The sequence below is a fragment of the Mucilaginibacter sp. genome, assembly GCF_039921305.1.
Taxonomy (GTDB): domain Bacteria; phylum Bacteroidota; class Bacteroidia; order Sphingobacteriales; family Sphingobacteriaceae; genus Mucilaginibacter.
Map to the genome: position 1 here is coordinate 94376 of NZ_JBDSCA010000079.1, position 18018 is coordinate 112393.

Annotated in this window: 14 protein-coding genes; 11 read left to right on the forward strand and 3 right to left on the reverse strand. The window is 41.3% G+C overall.

What is annotated here, in order from left to right; genetic code table 11:
- The first annotated feature begins 32 nt into the window (after nucleotides 1-32).
- Both leuS and ABIN91_RS22905 read left to right on the forward strand, forming a co-directional pair.
- A complete protein-coding gene (gene leuS, locus ABIN91_RS22900; protein WP_348053950.1) occupies nucleotides 33-2924 on the forward strand; it encodes a leucine--tRNA ligase in 2892 nt (963 codons plus the stop codon).
- 210 nt (nucleotides 2925-3134) lie between these two features.
- Entirely contained in the window at nucleotides 3135-5633 is a 2499-nt protein-coding gene (locus ABIN91_RS22905) for a TonB-dependent receptor (protein WP_348053951.1), read from the forward strand.
- Between the two features lie 132 nt (nucleotides 5634-5765).
- On the opposite strand, the gene ABIN91_RS22910 is transcribed toward ABIN91_RS22905, so the two are convergent.
- Nucleotides 5766-7412, reverse strand: coding sequence for an ABC transporter substrate-binding protein (locus ABIN91_RS22910; protein ID WP_348053952.1), 1647 nt, complete (start codon nucleotides 7410-7412; stop codon nucleotides 5766-5768).
- A 205-nt stretch (nucleotides 7413-7617) separates the two neighbouring features.
- Here ABIN91_RS22910 and rplM point away from each other — a divergent pair, with 205 nt between their 5' ends.
- The 9 genes from rplM (at nucleotide 7618) to ABIN91_RS22955 (ending at nucleotide 15147) form a co-directional block, all read left to right on the forward strand.
- A complete protein-coding gene (gene rplM / locus ABIN91_RS22915; protein ID WP_348053953.1) occupies nucleotides 7618-8061 on the forward strand; it encodes a 50S ribosomal protein L13 in 444 nt (147 codons plus the stop codon).
- 12 nt (nucleotides 8062-8073) lie between these two features.
- Nucleotides 8074-8460 (forward strand): 30S ribosomal protein S9, encoded by a 387-nt coding sequence (gene rpsI, locus ABIN91_RS22920; protein WP_121201687.1) that lies wholly within the window; start codon nucleotides 8074-8076, stop codon nucleotides 8458-8460.
- 21 nt (nucleotides 8461-8481) lie between these two features.
- Entirely contained in the window at nucleotides 8482-9312 is an 831-nt protein-coding gene (gene rpsB / locus ABIN91_RS22925) for a 30S ribosomal protein S2 (protein ID WP_348053954.1), read from the forward strand.
- A 107-nt stretch (nucleotides 9313-9419) separates the two neighbouring features.
- Nucleotides 9420-10271: a translation elongation factor Ts gene (gene tsf / locus ABIN91_RS22930; RefSeq protein WP_348053955.1), complete on the forward strand. Its 852-nt coding sequence runs from the start codon at nucleotides 9420-9422 to the stop codon at nucleotides 10269-10271.
- 62 nt (nucleotides 10272-10333) lie between these two features.
- A complete protein-coding gene (gene nagA, locus ABIN91_RS22935; protein WP_348053956.1) occupies nucleotides 10334-11467 on the forward strand; it encodes an N-acetylglucosamine-6-phosphate deacetylase in 1134 nt (377 codons plus the stop codon).
- Between the two features lie 42 nt (nucleotides 11468-11509).
- Nucleotides 11510-12214 carry a UMP kinase gene (gene pyrH / locus ABIN91_RS22940; protein ID WP_348053957.1) on the forward strand — a complete coding sequence of 235 codons (705 nt, stop codon included), beginning with the start codon at nucleotides 11510-11512 and terminating at the stop codon, nucleotides 12212-12214.
- A 255-nt stretch (nucleotides 12215-12469) separates the two neighbouring features.
- Entirely contained in the window at nucleotides 12470-13033 is a 564-nt protein-coding gene (gene frr / locus ABIN91_RS22945; protein ID WP_348053958.1) for a ribosome recycling factor, read from the forward strand.
- A 71-nt stretch (nucleotides 13034-13104) separates the two neighbouring features.
- Nucleotides 13105-14856, forward strand: a complete 1752-nt coding sequence (locus tag ABIN91_RS22950; RefSeq protein ID WP_348053959.1) for an ABC transporter ATP-binding protein — start codon at nucleotides 13105-13107, stop codon at nucleotides 14854-14856.
- Between the two features lie 54 nt (nucleotides 14857-14910).
- Entirely contained in the window at nucleotides 14911-15147 is a 237-nt protein-coding gene (locus ABIN91_RS22955) for a PLDc N-terminal domain-containing protein (protein ID WP_348053960.1), read from the forward strand.
- On the opposite strand, the gene ABIN91_RS22960 is transcribed toward ABIN91_RS22955, so the two are convergent.
- Nucleotides 15106-16434 (reverse strand): MFS transporter, encoded by a 1329-nt coding sequence (locus ABIN91_RS22960; protein WP_348053961.1) that lies wholly within the window; start codon nucleotides 16432-16434, stop codon nucleotides 15106-15108. The two genes, ABIN91_RS22955 and ABIN91_RS22960, sit on opposite strands and share 42 nt — an antisense overlap.
- A gap of 50 nt (nucleotides 16435-16484) precedes the next feature.
- Complete coding sequence (locus tag ABIN91_RS22965; RefSeq protein ID WP_348053962.1) at nucleotides 16485-17879, reverse strand: M20/M25/M40 family metallo-hydrolase; 1395 nt, start codon at nucleotides 17877-17879, stop codon at nucleotides 16485-16487.
- Between the last annotated feature and the right edge of the window lie 139 nt (nucleotides 17880-18018).

Below are 18018 nucleotides of genomic sequence, written 5' to 3' on the forward strand. Positions count from 1 at the left end.
TTTACTATTTTCGCAGTCCGGAAAACAGCGAAATGGATTATCAATTTAAAGACATCGAGAAAAAATGGCAGTCGTTTTGGGCAGCCAACCAAACTTTTAAGGCCGATAGCCAATCATCTAAGCCAAAGTATTATGTGCTGGATATGTTCCCCTACCCATCGGGCGCGGGGCTACATGTTGGCCACCCGCTGGGCTATATCGCTTCCGATATTTTTGCACGTTACAAACGCTTAAAAGGCTTTAATGTATTGCACCCAATGGGTTATGATTCATTCGGACTACCTGCCGAGCAATACGCCATACAAACCGGACAACACCCGGCCATCACTACCGAAGATAATATTGCCACCTATCGCCGCCAATTAGACCAGATCGGTTTTTCGTTCGATTGGAGCCGGGAAGTGCGCACCAGTTCGCCTGATTATTACAAGTGGACGCAGTGGATATTTATGCAGCTATTTAACAGCTGGTATAATAAGGATGCAGATAAAGCGCAATCGATAGATACGCTTATAGCTCACCTTGAACAAAGCGGTTCAAAAGGCATCAACGCTGTTAGCGATGATGATACCGCCAGCTTTACAGCCGAAGAATGGAAGGCTTTGAGCCACGATGAAAAACAAACCGAACTTTTAAAATACCGCTTAACTTACCTTCGCGAAAGCACCGTAAATTGGTGTGCCGCTTTGGGTACCGTTTTAGCTAATGATGAAGTTAAAGACGGCTTTAGCGAACGCGGGGGTTACCCGGTTGAGCAAAAGAAAATGATGCAGTGGAGTATGCGCATCACCGCTTATGCCGAGCGCTTATTGCAAGGGTTGGACAACATTGACTGGCCCGATCCTTTAAAGGAAATGCAACGCAACTGGATAGGTAAAAGCGTTGGCGCCATGGTAAAGTTTAGTCTGGAGTCTAAAGTTTTGAGTCCTGAGTCGGGTGCCGAAGTTTCTTACTTAGAAGTTTTCACTACAAGGGTTGATACCATATTTGGCGTAACTACCATTGTAATTGCTCCTGAACATGAATTGGTACAAACCTTAACCACACCAGAGCACAAAGCCGAAATTGATGCCTGCATAGCTCAAACTAAAAAGAAGAGTGAACTGGACCGGATGGCCGATACCAAAACTATTTCCGGCGCATTTACCGGTAGCTATGTGATCAATCCGTTAAACGGAGCTAAAGTTCCGGTTTGGATAGCCGATTACGTTTTGGCTGGATACGGAACCGGTTGTGTAATGGGTGTACCATCGGGCGATCAGCGTGATTATTTGTTCGCCAAGCATTTTGATCTGCCTATCATCCCCATCCTTGATATCCAAAATATTGAAGTGGAGGCCGACCCAACTAAGGAAGGTAAATACATTAATTCCGATTTTATTAACGGCTTAGGTTATAAAGAAGCCACTACAGTAGTTATTGCCAAATTGGAAGAATTGGGTATGGGTTATGGCAAAATAAACTACCGCATGCGCGATGCCATTTTTGGCCGTCAGCGTTATTGGGGTGAGCCTGTTCCTGTTTATTTTAAAGATGGTTTGCCTTATTTAATTGAGGAAAGCGAATTGCCTTTAATACTGCCCGAAGTTGATAAATACCTGCCAACAGAAAGCGGCGAGCCACCTTTGGCCCGCGCCGAAAACTGGAAATATGCCTCACCTAAATCCTCTCCAAAGGAGAGGACTTCTGAAATAAATGAGGTTAACTCCTTCTCCTTTGGAGAGGGCGGGGGTGAGGCTCTTTACGAGTACGAACTAAGCACCATGCCGGGCTGGGCCGGAAGTAGCTGGTATTGGTACCGCTACATGGATGCGCAAAACTCAACCGAATTTGCATCAAAAGAAGCGATAGCTTATTGGAAAGATGTTGACTTATACATCGGTGGAAGCGAACATGCTACCGGTCACTTGTTGTACAGCCGTTTCTGGAACAAGTTTTTGAAAGATCTGGGATTGGTAGGTGAAGAAGAACCTTTCAAAAAATTAATCAATCAAGGGATGATCCAGGGGCGCTCGAACTTTGTTTATCGTGTGAACGATGATGAAGGCCGGGGCACTAATACGTTTGTATCTTTTGGATTGAAAGGTGAGTATAAAACTACCGCTTTACATGTTGATGTTAATATTGTAGAGAACGAAATTTTAGATACACAGAAGTTCAAAAAATGGCGTGAGGACTTTGCTGATGCTGAATTCATTTTAGAAAACGGTAAATACATCTGCGGTGTTGAGGTTGAAAAAATGTCGAAATCTAAATTCAACGTGGTTAACCCGGATGATATCATTGAGCGTTACGGTGCCGATACTTTGCGCATGTACGAAATGTTCTTAGGTCCGTTAGAGCAAAGTAAACCCTGGAATACCAATGGTATTGAGGGTGTGTTCAAATTCCTGCGTAAATTCTGGAGGCTGTTCCATAATGATGCATGGGAGTTTAATGTGTCTGATGCAGAACCAAACAAAGCCGAATACAAATCGTTACACAAGATCATCCGTAAGGTTGAAGAAGATGTAGACAGGTTCTCATTTAACACTTCAGTATCCAGTTTTATGATCGCGGTGAATGAGTTGACTGATCTGAAATGTAACAAACGTTCTATTTTGCAGGATATGGTGTTGATCTTATCGCCATACGCGCCACATATTTGCGAAGAACTTTGGGTATTATTAGGTAACGAGGCTGGTACTTTATCATACGCCCCGTATCCAAAATTCAATGCCGAATATTTGGTTGAGAACGAATTTGCTTACCCGGTATCCATCAACGGTAAAACCAAAATGAACCTCAATCTTTCGCTGTCTTTAGATAACAGTGAGGTTGAAGAACTGGTAAAAGCCAATACCGATGTACAAAGATATCTGGAAGGTAAAACCTTGAAAAAAGTTATCGTTGTTAAAGGGCGTATTATTAACCTGGTTATATAATAGCACTTAATTTTTAGCCCCACTACTAAACATGTTTTGGAAGTGGGGCTTTCTATTGCCTATAAGCGATTAAACCCGCATACTTATACGTATGCCCAATTTTAGCATACTTCAATCAAATTCATATTACCATTACAATAATGGCAAAAAAATTCTCGTGTTCGCAGTAACATTTGAAGTACTTTTGCCTCTAATATCAAAAACACAACAATGAAACATATTTTTACTTTTATAACTATACTATTTACAACAGCATCGGCCATGGCCCAAATGGGTGGCGGCAGCGGCGGTGTTGTGGGTAGAATATCCGGTATCGTGATTGATTCGATCACCAAAAAACCAATGGATTATGCTTCGGTATCTATTTATCGCAGCGGCGGCAGGGCACCAATTAACGGTGTTTTAACCGACGAAAAAGGAAGTTTTAAACTAAACGAGGTTAAAAGCGGTAAATGGAAAATAGTGGTATCCTTTATAGGCTACCCATCAAAAACCATCGACCCGGTAATTACTACGCCAGAGAAGCCCGATTTTAACATGGGTACAGTTACTGTAGCGCCATCTGGCAGAGCTTTAAAAGCAGTTGAAGTATCCGCTACTAAAAGCGTTATCGAAACTAAAATAGACAAGATCGTTTACAATGCTGAAAAGGATATTACTTCTCAAGGTGGTAACGCTTCCGACGTAATGCGTAAAGTACCATTGGTATCTGTTGATATTAACGGTAATGTTTCACTCCGTGGGGATCAGAATGTAAAGGTATTGATCAATGGTAAACCATCTGGGGCGATGGCTAATAATGTTGCCGATGTATTGAAATCTATACCTGCAGATCAGATCAAAAGCGTTGAAGTGATCACTTCGCCATCAGCAAAATATGATGCAGAAGGTTCGGCTGGTATCATTAATATCGTAACCAAAAACAAAAATGTGTCAGGTGTTAGTGGTTCTATAAGCGGTGGTGTGGGTACACGCCAAAACAACGGTAATGCTAACTTAAACATCAATCAAAATCGTTTAAGTGTTACCGGTAACTTTGGTGGTAACTTTACCTGGCCGCAAACCAGTAACACCTTATCAGGAAGCAGTGATAATGCCGGGACTTATTCAAACACTGCAACAACGCAAAGCAAAATAACCCGTTATGGCTACAGGGGATCAGGCGCGTTGAGTTATGATTTTAATAACTTTAACAGTTTTACATCAAATATTGCCTTAAATCAGGGCGGTTTTAAAGCGGAAGGCAATTCAAATAGTGATTATCTTTTGAATACAACTACTCCCGCAACAGCATTTAGTTATTTAAGCTTATCAAACAGCAAAACCACTTTTGGTGGTTTTGACTGGAATAACGACTATGTTCATAAATTCAAAAAAGAAGGCCATCAGATAGACATCGCCGGTCAATGGAGTCACGGTATAACTGATTTTAATTCTACTGCACTTTATAACACTACCTTTTTCTCTGATCTGAGATCTAAAAACAACGGCAGTAATAATGAGTATACCGCACAGGCTGATTATACTTTACCAGTTACTGAAAAATTTAAGATAGAGGCTGGTGGTAAAACCATCATAAGAAAAATTGAAAGCGAATTTGATAACTACAACGGAACATCAAGCGATCTGAATGTTGATCCTAATACATTTGCGTTTAATAGCTTAACATCAAACAACTACAACTACGATCAGGATATTTACGCCGGTTATGCTGTATTAACCTTTACACTGCCTAAAAATTATGCCTTACAAGTTGGTAGCCGTTTAGAGAACACACAAATAAGCGGAGCACCCAAAACATCTTCGGCTACTTTATTACCATTCAGCAATAACTATAACATTTACATCCCAACATTAACTTTATCAAAAACGATAAGTAACTCAACTTATAAGTTAACCTACACCAAGCGTATACAAAGGCCAAGTTTAACTTATTTGAATCCATTTTTAAATACAACAAACCAAACAGCATACAGCCAGGGTAACCCATTATTGGCTCCAGAAATTTCACAATATGCAGAGTTAAATTATTCAACTTACATTGGCGCATCTGTAATTAACCTTTCGGCTTATTATAAACACACCAGTAATTTGATAGAGAGCATTGTAAGTATCTATAAACCAGGAGTTACTTTAACCAGCTTCCAAAACATTGGTACCAATAACTCATTTGGTTCAAGCTTTTTTGGTTCAATAAATCCTATTAAAATATTAACTATCCGCGGTAGTATCAACGCGTTCACCTACAAGCCAGACCCAACAGGTACTTACGGATTAGAGCAATCACAAAACGGAACCTATATTAACTACAACGCGTTCTTAAGTGGTTCGGTAAACCTTAAAAATGGTTTCGCAGCAGAATCATTCGTGATAATGAATTCGCCACGCCGTACCATTCAAGGTACAAACCCAGCGTTCAGCTTATGGATAATAGGTGTGAAGAAAGAGTTTTGGGATAAAAAAGCAAGCCTTGGTATAAATACCTTTAATCCATTTGCCGAAAACATTGCCTTTAACACTAACATTAAAGGTAAAACAGTTACACAATACAGTAATACACAATTCCCTTTCCGTTCTTTCGGGGTATCATTTAGCTACGCGTTTGGTAAGGTTAAATTTGCTGATCCGAATGACCCAACCCAGAAGAAAAAGAAGGGTGTTAACAATGATGACTTAAAACAAGGCGAAAGTAGCGGCCCTGGTAGGTAATTAATAATTATCCACGATAGAAATTGTCATTTCGAACGAGGAACGAGGAGAAATCTTTTACGCGCGATAAGTATACAGCAGACTAAGCAATCGCAAAAGATTTCTCCCCTTCGGTTCGAAATGACATTTTTATTATTTAGGGTTTACCTTCTTAACCCTTTTCAACACCAGTAAATTCTCTGAATTTTTACCGTATCCTGATATGTTATTCTGATACAGATTAACCAGCTTATCATAATACAAAACAACTACAGGGGCTTCCTGCATCACAATATTATCCATTTGGCGATATAGTTTAAAGCGTTCCTCGTCATTAATAGACGTATAAGCCTTCTCAAACAATGCGTCAAACTCCTTATTATTAAAGCCGGTATAATTTGGCCCAAACGGGATCTTGTTTTTAGAATAGAATACCGAAAGGTAATTTTCGCCGTCCGGATAATCGGCTATCCAGGTACCGCGGAAAAAGTTAACACCGTTTTTAGCGATCAACTCGCGCAGGCTGGCGCGTTGGGTTATTTCAACTTTACTACGGATGCCTATCTTACCTAACTCACCCTGTATAAACTCGATCAGGTTTCGGGTTGTGGTGGTAGCGCTTAATACAATCTCGGGCATATTCCTTCCTTCCGGGAAACCAGCTTCAGCTAATAGTTTTTTGGCCTTTTCGGGATTGTAGCTATAACCAACCACTTCTTTATCATCAAAGCCCGGCATACCTTTGGGGATAAAGCCTGCATATCCCGGTGTGCCTATACTGTTACGCAGATATTTCACCATCGTTTTTTTATCGATAGCGTAGTTTATAGCCTGCCTCACTTTTTTGATCCTTAACGGTGATTTCTTCACAATGGGCAAGGTGCTATCAACCAACATCCCCAAATATTCGGTATTTAAAAAAGGGCGGGTATTAAACTGGAACTTGCCTTTGTATTTAGTAGTTATCTCGCCAGATTTTGTGAGTATATCATCACGGTAGCTGCCATCAATATCATTAAAAAAATCAAGGTTCTTTTTAATGAACTCCATAAAGGCGGTTTGCTTGTCGTTAATAAAAGTTGCACGTACTGCATCTAAATAAGGTAACGAATGTCCGCTCGAATCCTTATCCCAATACTTTTCATTTTTGAGTAATACCAGTACTTCACCTTCTTTCCAATACTTAAATTTAAAGGGACCGGTTCCTACCGGATGGGCACGAAAATCCTTACCATAAGCATCAACTACCTCGTGCGGAACTACCGAGCAGTATTGCGCGGTAAGCAAACTGATCAGCGGCGGAAAGGCAAACTTTAACTGTATTTGAAAAGTGGTATCATCCAGGGCCTTAAAAGCATCTTTACCGGTTACCTTATCACTAAATATCCAGGAGCCTGATGATGCCACCTTGGGGTCAATCAAACGGCCAAGGCTATACACCCAATCGACGGCTGTTGCTTTGCGGCCAATCCCTTTGTCAAACTTAGGGTCGTCCTGAAAGTAAACATCGTTTCGTAAATGAAATGTGTAGCGCATACCGTTATCGGATATTTCCCAGTTTTTGGCTACACAGGGTTTAATATGTAAGCTATCATCCACCTGTACCAAACCATCAAACAACTGATTGTCCATCCACAAAGCAAACTGGTTACGGGCAAAAGCAGGATCGAGCGAGGTTAAACCATCTTCCATATTCATATTAAAAATGGTTTTGGATGAATCTTTATTGCTCTTGTTGCAGGATGTTATGGTGGTAAGGCCGATTAACGAAAGAAGTATATAGAGTTGAAATGCTTTCATATAGAGTGCTAAATATACAAAAAAGTGGCATTTAGCTATAAGTAGTTAGGTGATAGCGGGTATGGCGGCAAGCAATCTTACAATATCATTACAAGGTGGCCAACAAAATGTTATAAACCATTTGACAGTAATAATAATTCGTGTATCTTTGCAGTCCCTAAAATAAGGGGTAATAAATTAATTTACATCATTTAATATTAAGCAAGTGAATACGTTAAGTTACAAAACTGTCTCTGCCAACAAAAAAACCGTTAACAAGGAATGGGTTGTTGTTGACGCTCAAGGCGAGATTTTGGGGCGCTTGTCTTCTAAGATCGCTATGATCATCAGAGGAAAAAACAAGCCAGGATTCACCCCGAACGTAGACTGCGGTGATAACGTGATCGTTATTAACGCAGACAAGGTAAAGTTGACCGGCAACAAATTCGAAAACAAAGAATATGTTCGCTACACTGGTTATCCAGGTGGTCAGCGTTTCATTTCTCCTAAGGAGTTAATGGCGAAACATCCAGAACGCATCATTGAGAAAGCCGTTCGTGGTATGTTACCTAAAAATCGTTTGGGTAGAGCAATCTACGGAAACCTGCATGTTTATGCTGGCGCCACTCATCCACATGAGGCCCAATCACCAAAAACCATTACACTTTAATCCCCAAGAGAAATGTCAACTACAAACACTTCAGGAAGAAGAAAAACAGCAGTTGCCCGCATTTATTTAACTGAGGGTACAGGCCAACTTATCGTTAACGGTAAGGATTACAAAGAGTATTTCCCAACTCTGCCATTGCAATACATCGCTACACAATCTGTAGAAGTATCTGGCTCAACCGGAAAATTTGATGTTAAAGCTAACGTAGCAGGTGGTGGTGTTAAAGGACAGGCAGAAGCCGTTCGTTTAGCTATCGCTAAAGCTATTGTTGAACTTGACGCTGAAAAGAAACCAGCTTTAAGGGCTAAAGGTATTATGACCCGCGATGACCGTATGGTTGAGCGTAAGAAACCAGGTCGTAAGAAAGCCCGTAAGAAATTCCAATTCAGTAAACGTTAATATTTTAAGGAGGACAACACAATGGCAAGAACAACATATCAGGATTTACTGGATGCAGGTGTACACTTTGGTCACCTTACCCGCAAATGGGATCCGAAAATGTCTCAGTACATTTTCATGGAGCGTAACGGTATCCACATTATCGATTTAAACAAAACCTTAACTAAGGTTGAAGAAGCTGCTGCAGCTATAAAACAAATTGTAAAATCAGGTCGTAAAGTATTATTTGTTGCTACTAAAAAGCAAGCAAAAGATATCGTTGCTGATTATGCAAAAGGTGTAAACATGCCTTACGTAACCGAGCGTTGGTTAGGTGGTATGTTAACTAACTTCGCTACCGTGCGTAAGTCGATCAAAAAGATGTCAAACATCGATAAATTGACTAAAGACGGAACATACAGCAACCTTTCTAAAAAAGAAAGACTGATGATCCAACGTGAGCGTATCAAGTTAGAATCATTATTAGGTGGTATTGCTGACTTAAACCGTTTACCGGCAGCATTATTTTTGATCGACGTTAAGAAAGAGCACATCGCTGTAGCTGAGGCAATGAAATTAAACATTCCTACCTTTGCAATGGTTGATACCAACTCTGATCCTTCAAACATCGACTTCCCTATCCCTGCTAATGACGATGCTACAAAATCAATTTCATTGATCGCGAGCATTATCATCAAGGCTATCGAAGAAGGTTTGGATGAGCGCAAACGCGAGAAAGAAGACGAAGCTGAAAAAGAAGGCGCTGCTGCTAAAGCGAAAGCTGATGCCCCGGTTGCTGAAGCTGGTTCAAAAGACGAAGCTGGTAAAAGAACAAGGAAAGTATCAGCAGAAGCTGAGAAAACTGAAGAATAATTAAGGGAAACCGGAATCTGGATAATAATCCCGGACTTGGTTCCAGGGTTAAATGCCAGAATCCGGTTTTTTATTGAATGTATAACCTACTAAAAAAGGAAAATAAAATGTCTACAGTACAAATTTCTGCAGCCGACGTAAACAAACTGCGCCAACAAACAGGTGCGGGTATGATGGATTGTAAAAAAGCTTTAACCGAAACTAACGGTGATTTTGAAGCAGCTATCGATTTTTTACGTAAAAAAGGTGCTAAAGTAGCCGCCAGCCGTCAGGATAGAGAATCAAACGAAGGTGTGGTTATCGCACGTTCATCTGTTGATGGAAAACGCGGTGTTATTATCGAGTTAAACTGCGAAACAGATTTCGTAGCTAAAAATGCTGAGTTCATCGCTTTCGGTAACGCTGTTGCTAACGCGGCTATCGAATCTGATGTAAAATCAGTTGAAGAATTATATAACCTGGAATTAGATACAGATACCGGCCGTGCTAAGATCGGTGATCTGGTTATCGAAAAAACAGGTAAAATTGGCGAGAAGATCGGTGTTTCTAAATTTGAAACTGTAACCGGCGAAAAAGTTGTTGCTTACATTCACGGTAACTTCCGTTTAGGTGTATTGGTTGCTTTATCAGCTACTGCTGATGGTGCCGACGAAGCCGGTAAAGATGTATCAATGCAAATTGCTGCCATGAACCCAATCGCTATCGATAAAGATGGTGTTGATTCAACTACAGTAGAACGCGAAATGGCAATTGCTGCCGATGTGATTCGTGCTGAAGGTAAACCAGAAGCAATGGTTGAAAAAATTGCTGCCGGTAAACTGAACAAATTTTACAAAGACTCAACTTTGTTAAACCAGGAGTTTGTAAAAGATTCATCTAAAACAGTAGCCCAGTTTTTAAACGGGGTTCAAAAAGACCTTACCGTAACCGCCTTTAAGCGAGTTGCTTTAGGAGCTTAATATTATTTAGATCCTCGCCTAACAGGCGGGGATTTTTTTTGCCTTTCTTTTTCAACTGACATATGATAAAGCTGTTGCATCATTTAAAATTGGTTTCGGATGGGGTAATATCCCAGGGGAAAGCTGTTTTAATTGAAGGTGATAAGATCATAAGCGTTATCGAAGAAGGCGATATCCCGCAAGGAGCAACAAAAGTTGACCTTAACGGAGCATACCTCGCTCCCGGATTAATAGATCTGCAAATTTATGGTAGCGGCTCACCACTATTTTTTGGTGGCGATCCATCGGCAGCGGCTCTATCTCAAATGGAAGCATCGTTGCTAAAGCAGGGCTGTACAGGCTTCTTCGCCACCATTGCTACCAATACCAATGATATTGTTGAACAAGGCATACAAGCCGCATTAGCTCACCGCGATAACAAGCTGGGTAATATGATGGGCTTACATTTGGAAGGCCCCTATCTTAACCCCAAACGCAAAGGCGCACACCCCGATAGCCTGATCAAAAAAGCAACCTTAGCCGAAGTAAAACATTGGGTTGAAATGGCCGATGGCGAGATCAAAATGATAACCCTTGCGCCAGAGTTACAGGATGCCGAAGTGTTGGCATATTTGGATGAACAGGGTATCGTACTTTCATCAGGTCATAGCGATGCTACTTATGAGCAAACTAAAGCATTTCTTCACAATCCTGTAAAGGCGATTACTCATTTATACAATGCCATGCCGCCAATGCACCACAGGCAACCGGGTATTATTCCGGCGGTGTTTGAGGATAAGCCTTATACCAGTGTAGTAGCTGATGGTATCCATGTTGATTTTACGATGATTAAATTGGCTAAACGGATGCTGGGCAATAAGCTATTCCTGATTACAGATGCGGTTGCCGAAGCTAACAAAGGCGTTTATCAGCATGTTTTGAATGGCGATCATTACACAATGCCAGATGGTACCTTATCGGGATCAAACCTTACTATGTTAAAAGCGGTGCAAAACTGCGTTAACCGTGCAGGTATTGATTTGGCAGAAGCTGTGAATATGGCATCGTTGTACCCCGCAGAGCTTATCGGGAAAGATAACGAGCAAGGTAAAATAGCTGATAACTATTTGGCTAACCTGATTGTATTTGACGATAATTTTGAATTGCAGGCCGTTATTTTTAAGGGCACTATTCACAATTACAATATAAAATTTTAACACTAAGTATATTTCAATAATTTTGACAAACTACTCACATCCATGAAATACAAAAGGATCCTCTTAAAACTTAGCGGAGAATCGCTGATGGGCGATAAACAGTACGGTATTGACAATGCCCGTGTTTTACAATACGCGCACGAGATCAAAGCCGTTTTTGATAAAGGCATTGAAATTGCCATTGTTGTGGGTGGTGGTAATATATTCCGCGGGCTAAGTGCCGAAAAATCGGGTATGGACCGTGCTCAGGCCGATTATATGGGTATGCTGGCCACAGTGATCAATTGCATGGCTTTACAAAATGCTCTGGAAACCATTGGCGCACCAACACGCTTACAATCGGCCATTAAAATGGAGCAGATCTGCGAACCTTATATCCGCCGCCGTGCTATGCGCCATTTGGAGATCGGCCGTATTGTAATATTCGGAGCCGGCACAGGTAACCCTTATTTCACTACAGACACGGCTGCTTCTTTACGCGCTATAGAAACCAAAGCCGACGTAGTTTTGAAAGGGACCCGTGTTGATGGCATCTACACCGCCGATCCTGAGAAAGACCCAACCGCTACCCGGTATGAAGAAATTACTTTCCAGGAAGTTTATGATAAGGGTTTAAACGTGATGGACATGACAGCCATTACCCTTTGCCGCGAAAATAAACTGCCTATCATTGTATTCGATATGAACCGCCCTGGCAATTTTATGAAGATTGCCGAAGGTGAATCAATAGGTACTTTGGTTAAATAATATCCTGACCATGAAATAGAGAATGCCTGCAATAGCGGGCATTTTTTTTGAGCTTTCTTCCCGAATAAAATCTCACAGCAGCTAAATCTCGTAACTTTTTCCAAAGGATATGGGTTATGATACCGATAAACTCAGATCGCAAAGGTTTGAAATTAAATAGAATAGGGATTAACAAATACATAAAAATTATCTAATTGAAAATCTGCCACTCAGTAAATGGTAGATTTTACTATTTTTGGGCAAAATTAAAATTCGATGAGCGAACTCATTAAAAAACAACTGACTGATGCCAAAGCTTTAATGGATAGAGCCATTGAGCATACCGATAGTGAATTTTTAAAGATCCGTGCCGGCAAGGCATCGCCTGCAATGATTGAGGGTGTAATGGTTGAGTACTATGGTGCTCCAACCCCTATAACTTCTGTTGCCAGTATCACCAGTCCGGATGCACGCACCTTAACTGTACAGCCCTGGGAAAAAACCATGCTTGGCCCAATTGAGCGTGGTATTATGGAGGCTAATTTAGGTTTCAATCCACAAAATGATGGTATTGTTATTCGCATTAATGTACCACCATTGACCGAAGAGCGCCGCCGCGACCTGGTTAAACGGGTTAAAGCTGAAGCAGAAAACGGAAAGATCACGCTGCGTAACATCCGCAAAGATGCTAATGAGAAGATCAAAAAAATGAAAGGCGAAAGCGTATCAGAAGATGAGATCAAAGTTGGTGAAGCCGATGTTCAAAAACTGGTGGATAGCTATATTATAAAGATAGACCAGTTAACAGCAATAAAGGAAAAAGATATCATGACTGTGTAAACAGCCAACCTAATGTCAAATTATAAGGGAATGAGCTATTTAGCCATTCCCTTTTTTATTTTTGTGCATCGATGAAAATATTACTCAGTTATTTAAAAAATTATACGGGCGTAGTTATATTTGCCCTGCTTCTGGCAGCCATTAACCAGGGTTTCTCGTTGCTCGATCCTTTTTTTACCGGAAAGCTTGTTGACCAGGCTATTGAAAAACGTAACGCATTGAACCATGCCGAATACGTGTCCGTTATCTTAAAATGGGTTGGCCTGGCCGTAGGTTCTGCAATGGTATCGCGCATCGCCAAAAACTTCCAGGATTATTATACCAGTATCATTGTGCAAAAAGTTGGTGCAAAAATGTATGCAGATGGCTTGCAGCACTCGCTTAAATTGCCCTACCAGGTTTTTGAAGACCAGCGTAGCGGCGAAACTTTGGGTATTCTGCAAAAGGTACGTTTAGATAGCGAAAAATTCATTACTGCGTTTATAAGTGTACTTTTTGTGAGCCTTATAGGTATGAGCTTTGTAATTGTATACTCATTAAGTGTAAGCTACAAAGTAACATTGGTTTATATTGCCGCCATACCCATAATTACCATAGTAAGTATTGTTTTAAGTCGTAAGATCAAGGTTATACAGCGCAAAATTGTGGGTGAAACTACAGCGCTTGCTGGTTCAACCACCGAATCTTTGCGCAATATCGAATTGATCAAAAGCTTGGGTCTCGCCGATCAGGAAATTGACCGCCTGAACAAAACCACCTACAAAATATTGGGTCTCGAATTGCAAAAAGTAAAATTTGTACGTAGCATGAGCTTTGTACAAGGCACCACCGTAAACTTTGTTCGGAGCACTATGGTTGTGGTTTTGTTATTGCTCATATTTGAGCGTACCATTTCACCAGGTCAATACTTCAGTTTTCTGTTCTATTCGTTTTTCCTGTTCAATCCTTTACAAGAACTTGGAAATGTTATTTTAGCTTGGCGCGAGTCCGAAGTTTCGTTAAACAACTTCAAAAGTATTCTCTCAACACCTATTGATGTTAAACCAACAAAACCTGTACTCATTGAGAAGGTTGAAAAACTAACTTTCGATAACGTTAGCTTTAAACATTTAACCGCTAACCGTAACGCTTTAAATAGCATTGGTTTTGAGGTTAAAAGCGGTGAAACCATCGCTTTTGTTGGCCCATCAGGATCTGGTAAAACTACGCTGGTTAAGCTTTTGGTAGGATTATACCAAACGCTTGAAGGCGATGTGCTGTATAACGAGATATCCAGCAAAGAGATCGATCTTGATCAGCTTCGCGAAAAGATAGGCTTTGTAACCCAGGATACCCAGTTGTTTTCAGGAACCATCCGAGAAAATCTACTCTTTGTTCGCCCCGAAGCTACCGACGAGCAATGTCTGGAAGTTTTACGCAAAGCAGCCTGCCACACCTTAATGGCTCGTGCCAGTAATGGCTTGGATACCGTGATCGGCGAAGGCGGCGTAAAGGTATCAGGTGGCGAAAAGCAACGTTTATCAATAGCCCGCGCACTGTTACGTCAGCCAGATATTATGGTATTTGACGAGGCTACTTCTTCCTTGGATTCTATCACCGAAGAAGAGATCACCGAAACCATCCGCGATGTATCCGTTTCAAGCGGACAGATCACTATACTAATCGCTCACAGGCTATCAACCATTATGCATGCCGACAGAATCTATGTATTGGAACGTGGTTCGATAATCGAATCGGGCAAACACTTTGATCTGATAGATCAGAAGGGTTTATACTATGCCATGTGGCGCCAGCAGATAGGCGAAAAGCATGCCGTAATATAATTGTTACCGCACGCTAAACCAATCTGATTTTGAGTTGTTTAATATGCGCGACCGATGCAGGTCGCATTCAACCCTAACATTATGCATTTTATTGGTTCATTGATCAGCGGTGCTTTCGGATTGATCTTCTTTATCATCAACATCCTGTTGGTGTTATATGCCGTGCTATCCATTTTACGAAGCCCAATGAATATGAACACCAAATTACTTTGGATCATCATTATTATACTGATACCCTTTATAGGCTCGCTACTCTACATTTTTTGGGGCCGCAACCAGGATTTCGTCTGAGGCTGCTGCCTCAACCGGCTCGGGCTGATGTATTTCATTCAAGGTCATTGGTACCAGTTTCTTGGTTTTTAACCAGGTTGTAAATACTACACCTAAGGTAATTGTACCACCTACAAGCACAGATGGTACCGCACCCAATAACTTAGCCATAGCACCAGATTCCGCAGCGCCTAACTCGTTAGATGAGCCAATAAACATGGAGTTTACTGCCGATACCCGGCCACGCATTCTATCAGGAGTTAGTACCTGCATAATGGTTGACCGGATCAGTACGCTAATGCTATCAAAAGCCCCCAACGTAAACAGGAAGAATAACGACCAGTAAAAGTTTTTAGATAAACCAAAGCAAATAATAGATGCGCCAAAGCCTGTAACGGCTATCAGCAGGTTACGCCATGGTTTTCCCATTGGCGAGTAACGTGTCATCAAAAGCATGGTTAATACCGCCCCTATCGAATCAATAGACCGCATCAAACCAAAACCGCTTGCGCCAACGTCCAAAATATCTTTGGCAAAAATAGGCAACACCGCTACCACCCCACCAAACAGTACCGAAAACAAATCGAGACTCAATGCGCCCAGCATCATCCGGCTGTTCCATACAAAGCTGATCCCTTCTTTCAAACTATCCTTAATGCTTTCTTTCGGGATGTACTCTGCCGCATGGCGATTCAAAAATGTAATAGCCAGTAATGCAATGCTGATAAATACAACTACTACAATAAACGTTGGCGTAATACCGGCATAAGCATAAAGCAATCCACCGATCATGGGGCCAATAACTGCCGCTGTTTGATAAGCCGAACTATTCCAGGTTGATGAGTTGGGATAAAGTTCGCGCGGTATAATATGCGTCATCACCGAAAAGGCTGTAGGGCCATAAAAGCCACGCGCCAATCCAATACAAAATATCATCACATAAATAATGATCAGCGAAAGGTGATAGTTAATGTAGTGATGGATCCCCGGTAAGGTAACCACTAACATCACTATCGAACAAGCCCACATTACACTGAATATTTTGAGCAACAAACCTTTCTTTTCGGATTTATCGGCAACATAACCACCATATAAAGCGATGCCTATTGATGGTATGGCCTCAACCAAACCTATCATGGCCAATGCCAGCGGATCATTAGTTTGCTGATATATATAATAACCGATAATTACAGCCTGCATGGTATAACCCAGCGTTAAAAAAAAGCGCATGGCCATATAATACCGAAACTCTTGAAAGCGTAAAGCCGCGTATGGATCTTTTTTTACTATCTGTTCTCCGTCTTCCAAAGCAAATTATTGAGTTACAAAAATAGGGAAAGCTGTTTTAAGGATATAAATTACTTGAAATTTAATCCATATTGATCTATCAGATAGATCAGCGAAGCCATGGATGCCGAACCCAATTCCAGCTCGCGCTTGTTAACATTCTCAAATACATCATTAGGTGTATGGTGAATATCAAAGTAACGCTGAGAATCCGGACGGAAGCCAATTAGTTTAACCGATGGCTGAGTATCCTTTAAATGTTCAATATCACTACCGCCACCACCGGCAACCAGGCGATCACTTTCGTAAGGCTCAAATAGCTTTTTCCAGCTTTGATTTACTCCTTTTAGAAATGCCGGCGAAGCATCAACAAAACTAAAACCGCGTGGCGTAAAACCACCTTCATCAGTTTCGATAGCGGCAATATGATCTTCGTTATTTTGTTTGGCTAACCTGGCATATTCTGCACCGCCTTTACCACCGCTTTCTTCGTCCATATATAAAACCGCGCGGATGCTGTTTTTAGGATGATAACCAACTGCTTTAAGTATCCGCAACACCTCTACCGATTGCATTACTCCTGTACCATCATCATGTGCGCCTTCAGCCAGATCCCACGAATCCAAATGCCCGCCAACAATAATAAACCTGCCGGGGTTCTCGCTCCCTTTTATTTCGCCAACCACATTGAACGACGGTGCATCAGGCATGCTTTGGCAACTTTGCTTAAAGTAGAATTTGATTAGCGGAAGCTTTTTTAACCTCAGCATATTGCTCAACTTATTAGCCGCCATAGTTGATATAGCCGCGGCAGGTATCTTAATACCACCTTCGTCGTACTGTGTTGTTCCCGTATGGGGATAATTATCTAAAGCCTCAGTTAACGATCTAACAATCACACCAACCGCGCCAAACTTAGCTGCCGCGGCAGGCCCTGCAAAACGCTGATCACCGGCTGTGCCATAAGCGCTGCCGGTCTCTATAAAACGTGGGTCAAACGGGCGGTTAAAAAACACGATCTTGCCTTTAATAACCCTCTCACCCAAGTCTTTCAATTCAGCTAAACTCCGTACCTCTATAATATTAGCCGATAAGCCCCCCTTCGGTGTAGCTACCGAACCACCCAATGCCGCGATAGCAACAGGTATCTCTGTTTTGCCATTGATTATCTTACCCACTTCCTTCTCGCCACGCTCCCAATGGGTAACCATAACCGGCTGTAAAAACACACGGTCAAAACCATAGGTTTCCATCAGCTTTTTACTCCAGTCCACCGCCTTTTGCGCATTAGCCGAACCGCTTAAACGCTGGCCTATATTCTTACACAAATAATGAAGATTTTGATAGCACTGCCCATTCACCAAAGCTTCATCATATATTTTACGAAGCATCAATGAGTCGGTATTTTGGGCCGAAGCAATAGCGGAAATACAGAACAGGAAAAGTAAGGTGAGTTTAAATTTCATATATGGTACAAGATCAGTTTAAGCAAATATAAAGTATAGATCTGAGTATTGAGATATGAAATTTGAGACAATAACCTCAATAACCAGGATCACACCAGGGGGGAATAAGGGGGATTTAAAAAGAACTTTCTTTAATTCT

Bases quoted from the DNA above. Each gene is read 5' to 3' on its own strand.
- leuS (WP_348053950.1), top strand. From the start codon at position 33: ATGGATTATCAATTTAAAGACATCGAGAAAAAATGGCAGTCGTTTTGG.
- pyrH (WP_348053957.1), top strand. From the start codon at position 11,510: ATGAAATACAAAAGGATCCTCTTAAAACTTAGCGGAGAATCGCTGATG.
- nagA (WP_348053956.1), top strand. From the start codon at position 10,334: ATGATAAAGCTGTTGCATCATTTAAAATTGGTTTCGGATGGGGTAATA.
- rpsI (WP_121201687.1), top strand. From the start codon at position 8,074: ATGTCAACTACAAACACTTCAGGAAGAAGAAAAACAGCAGTTGCCCGC.
- ABIN91_RS22950 (WP_348053959.1), top strand. From the start codon at position 13,105: ATGAAAATATTACTCAGTTATTTAAAAAATTATACGGGCGTAGTTATA.
- rpsB (WP_348053954.1), top strand. From the start codon at position 8,482: ATGGCAAGAACAACATATCAGGATTTACTGGATGCAGGTGTACACTTT.
- ABIN91_RS22965 (WP_348053962.1), bottom strand. From the start codon at position 17,879: ATGAAATTTAAACTCACCTTACTTTTCCTGTTCTGTATTTCCGCTATT.
- ABIN91_RS22910 (WP_348053952.1), bottom strand. From the start codon at position 7,412: ATGAAAGCATTTCAACTCTATATACTTCTTTCGTTAATCGGCCTTACC.
- frr (WP_348053958.1), top strand. From the start codon at position 12,470: ATGAGCGAACTCATTAAAAAACAACTGACTGATGCCAAAGCTTTAATG.
- tsf (WP_348053955.1), top strand. From the start codon at position 9,420: ATGTCTACAGTACAAATTTCTGCAGCCGACGTAAACAAACTGCGCCAA.
- ABIN91_RS22905 (WP_348053951.1), top strand. From the start codon at position 3,135: ATGAAACATATTTTTACTTTTATAACTATACTATTTACAACAGCATCG.
- ABIN91_RS22955 (WP_348053960.1), top strand. From the start codon at position 14,911: ATGCAGGTCGCATTCAACCCTAACATTATGCATTTTATTGGTTCATTG.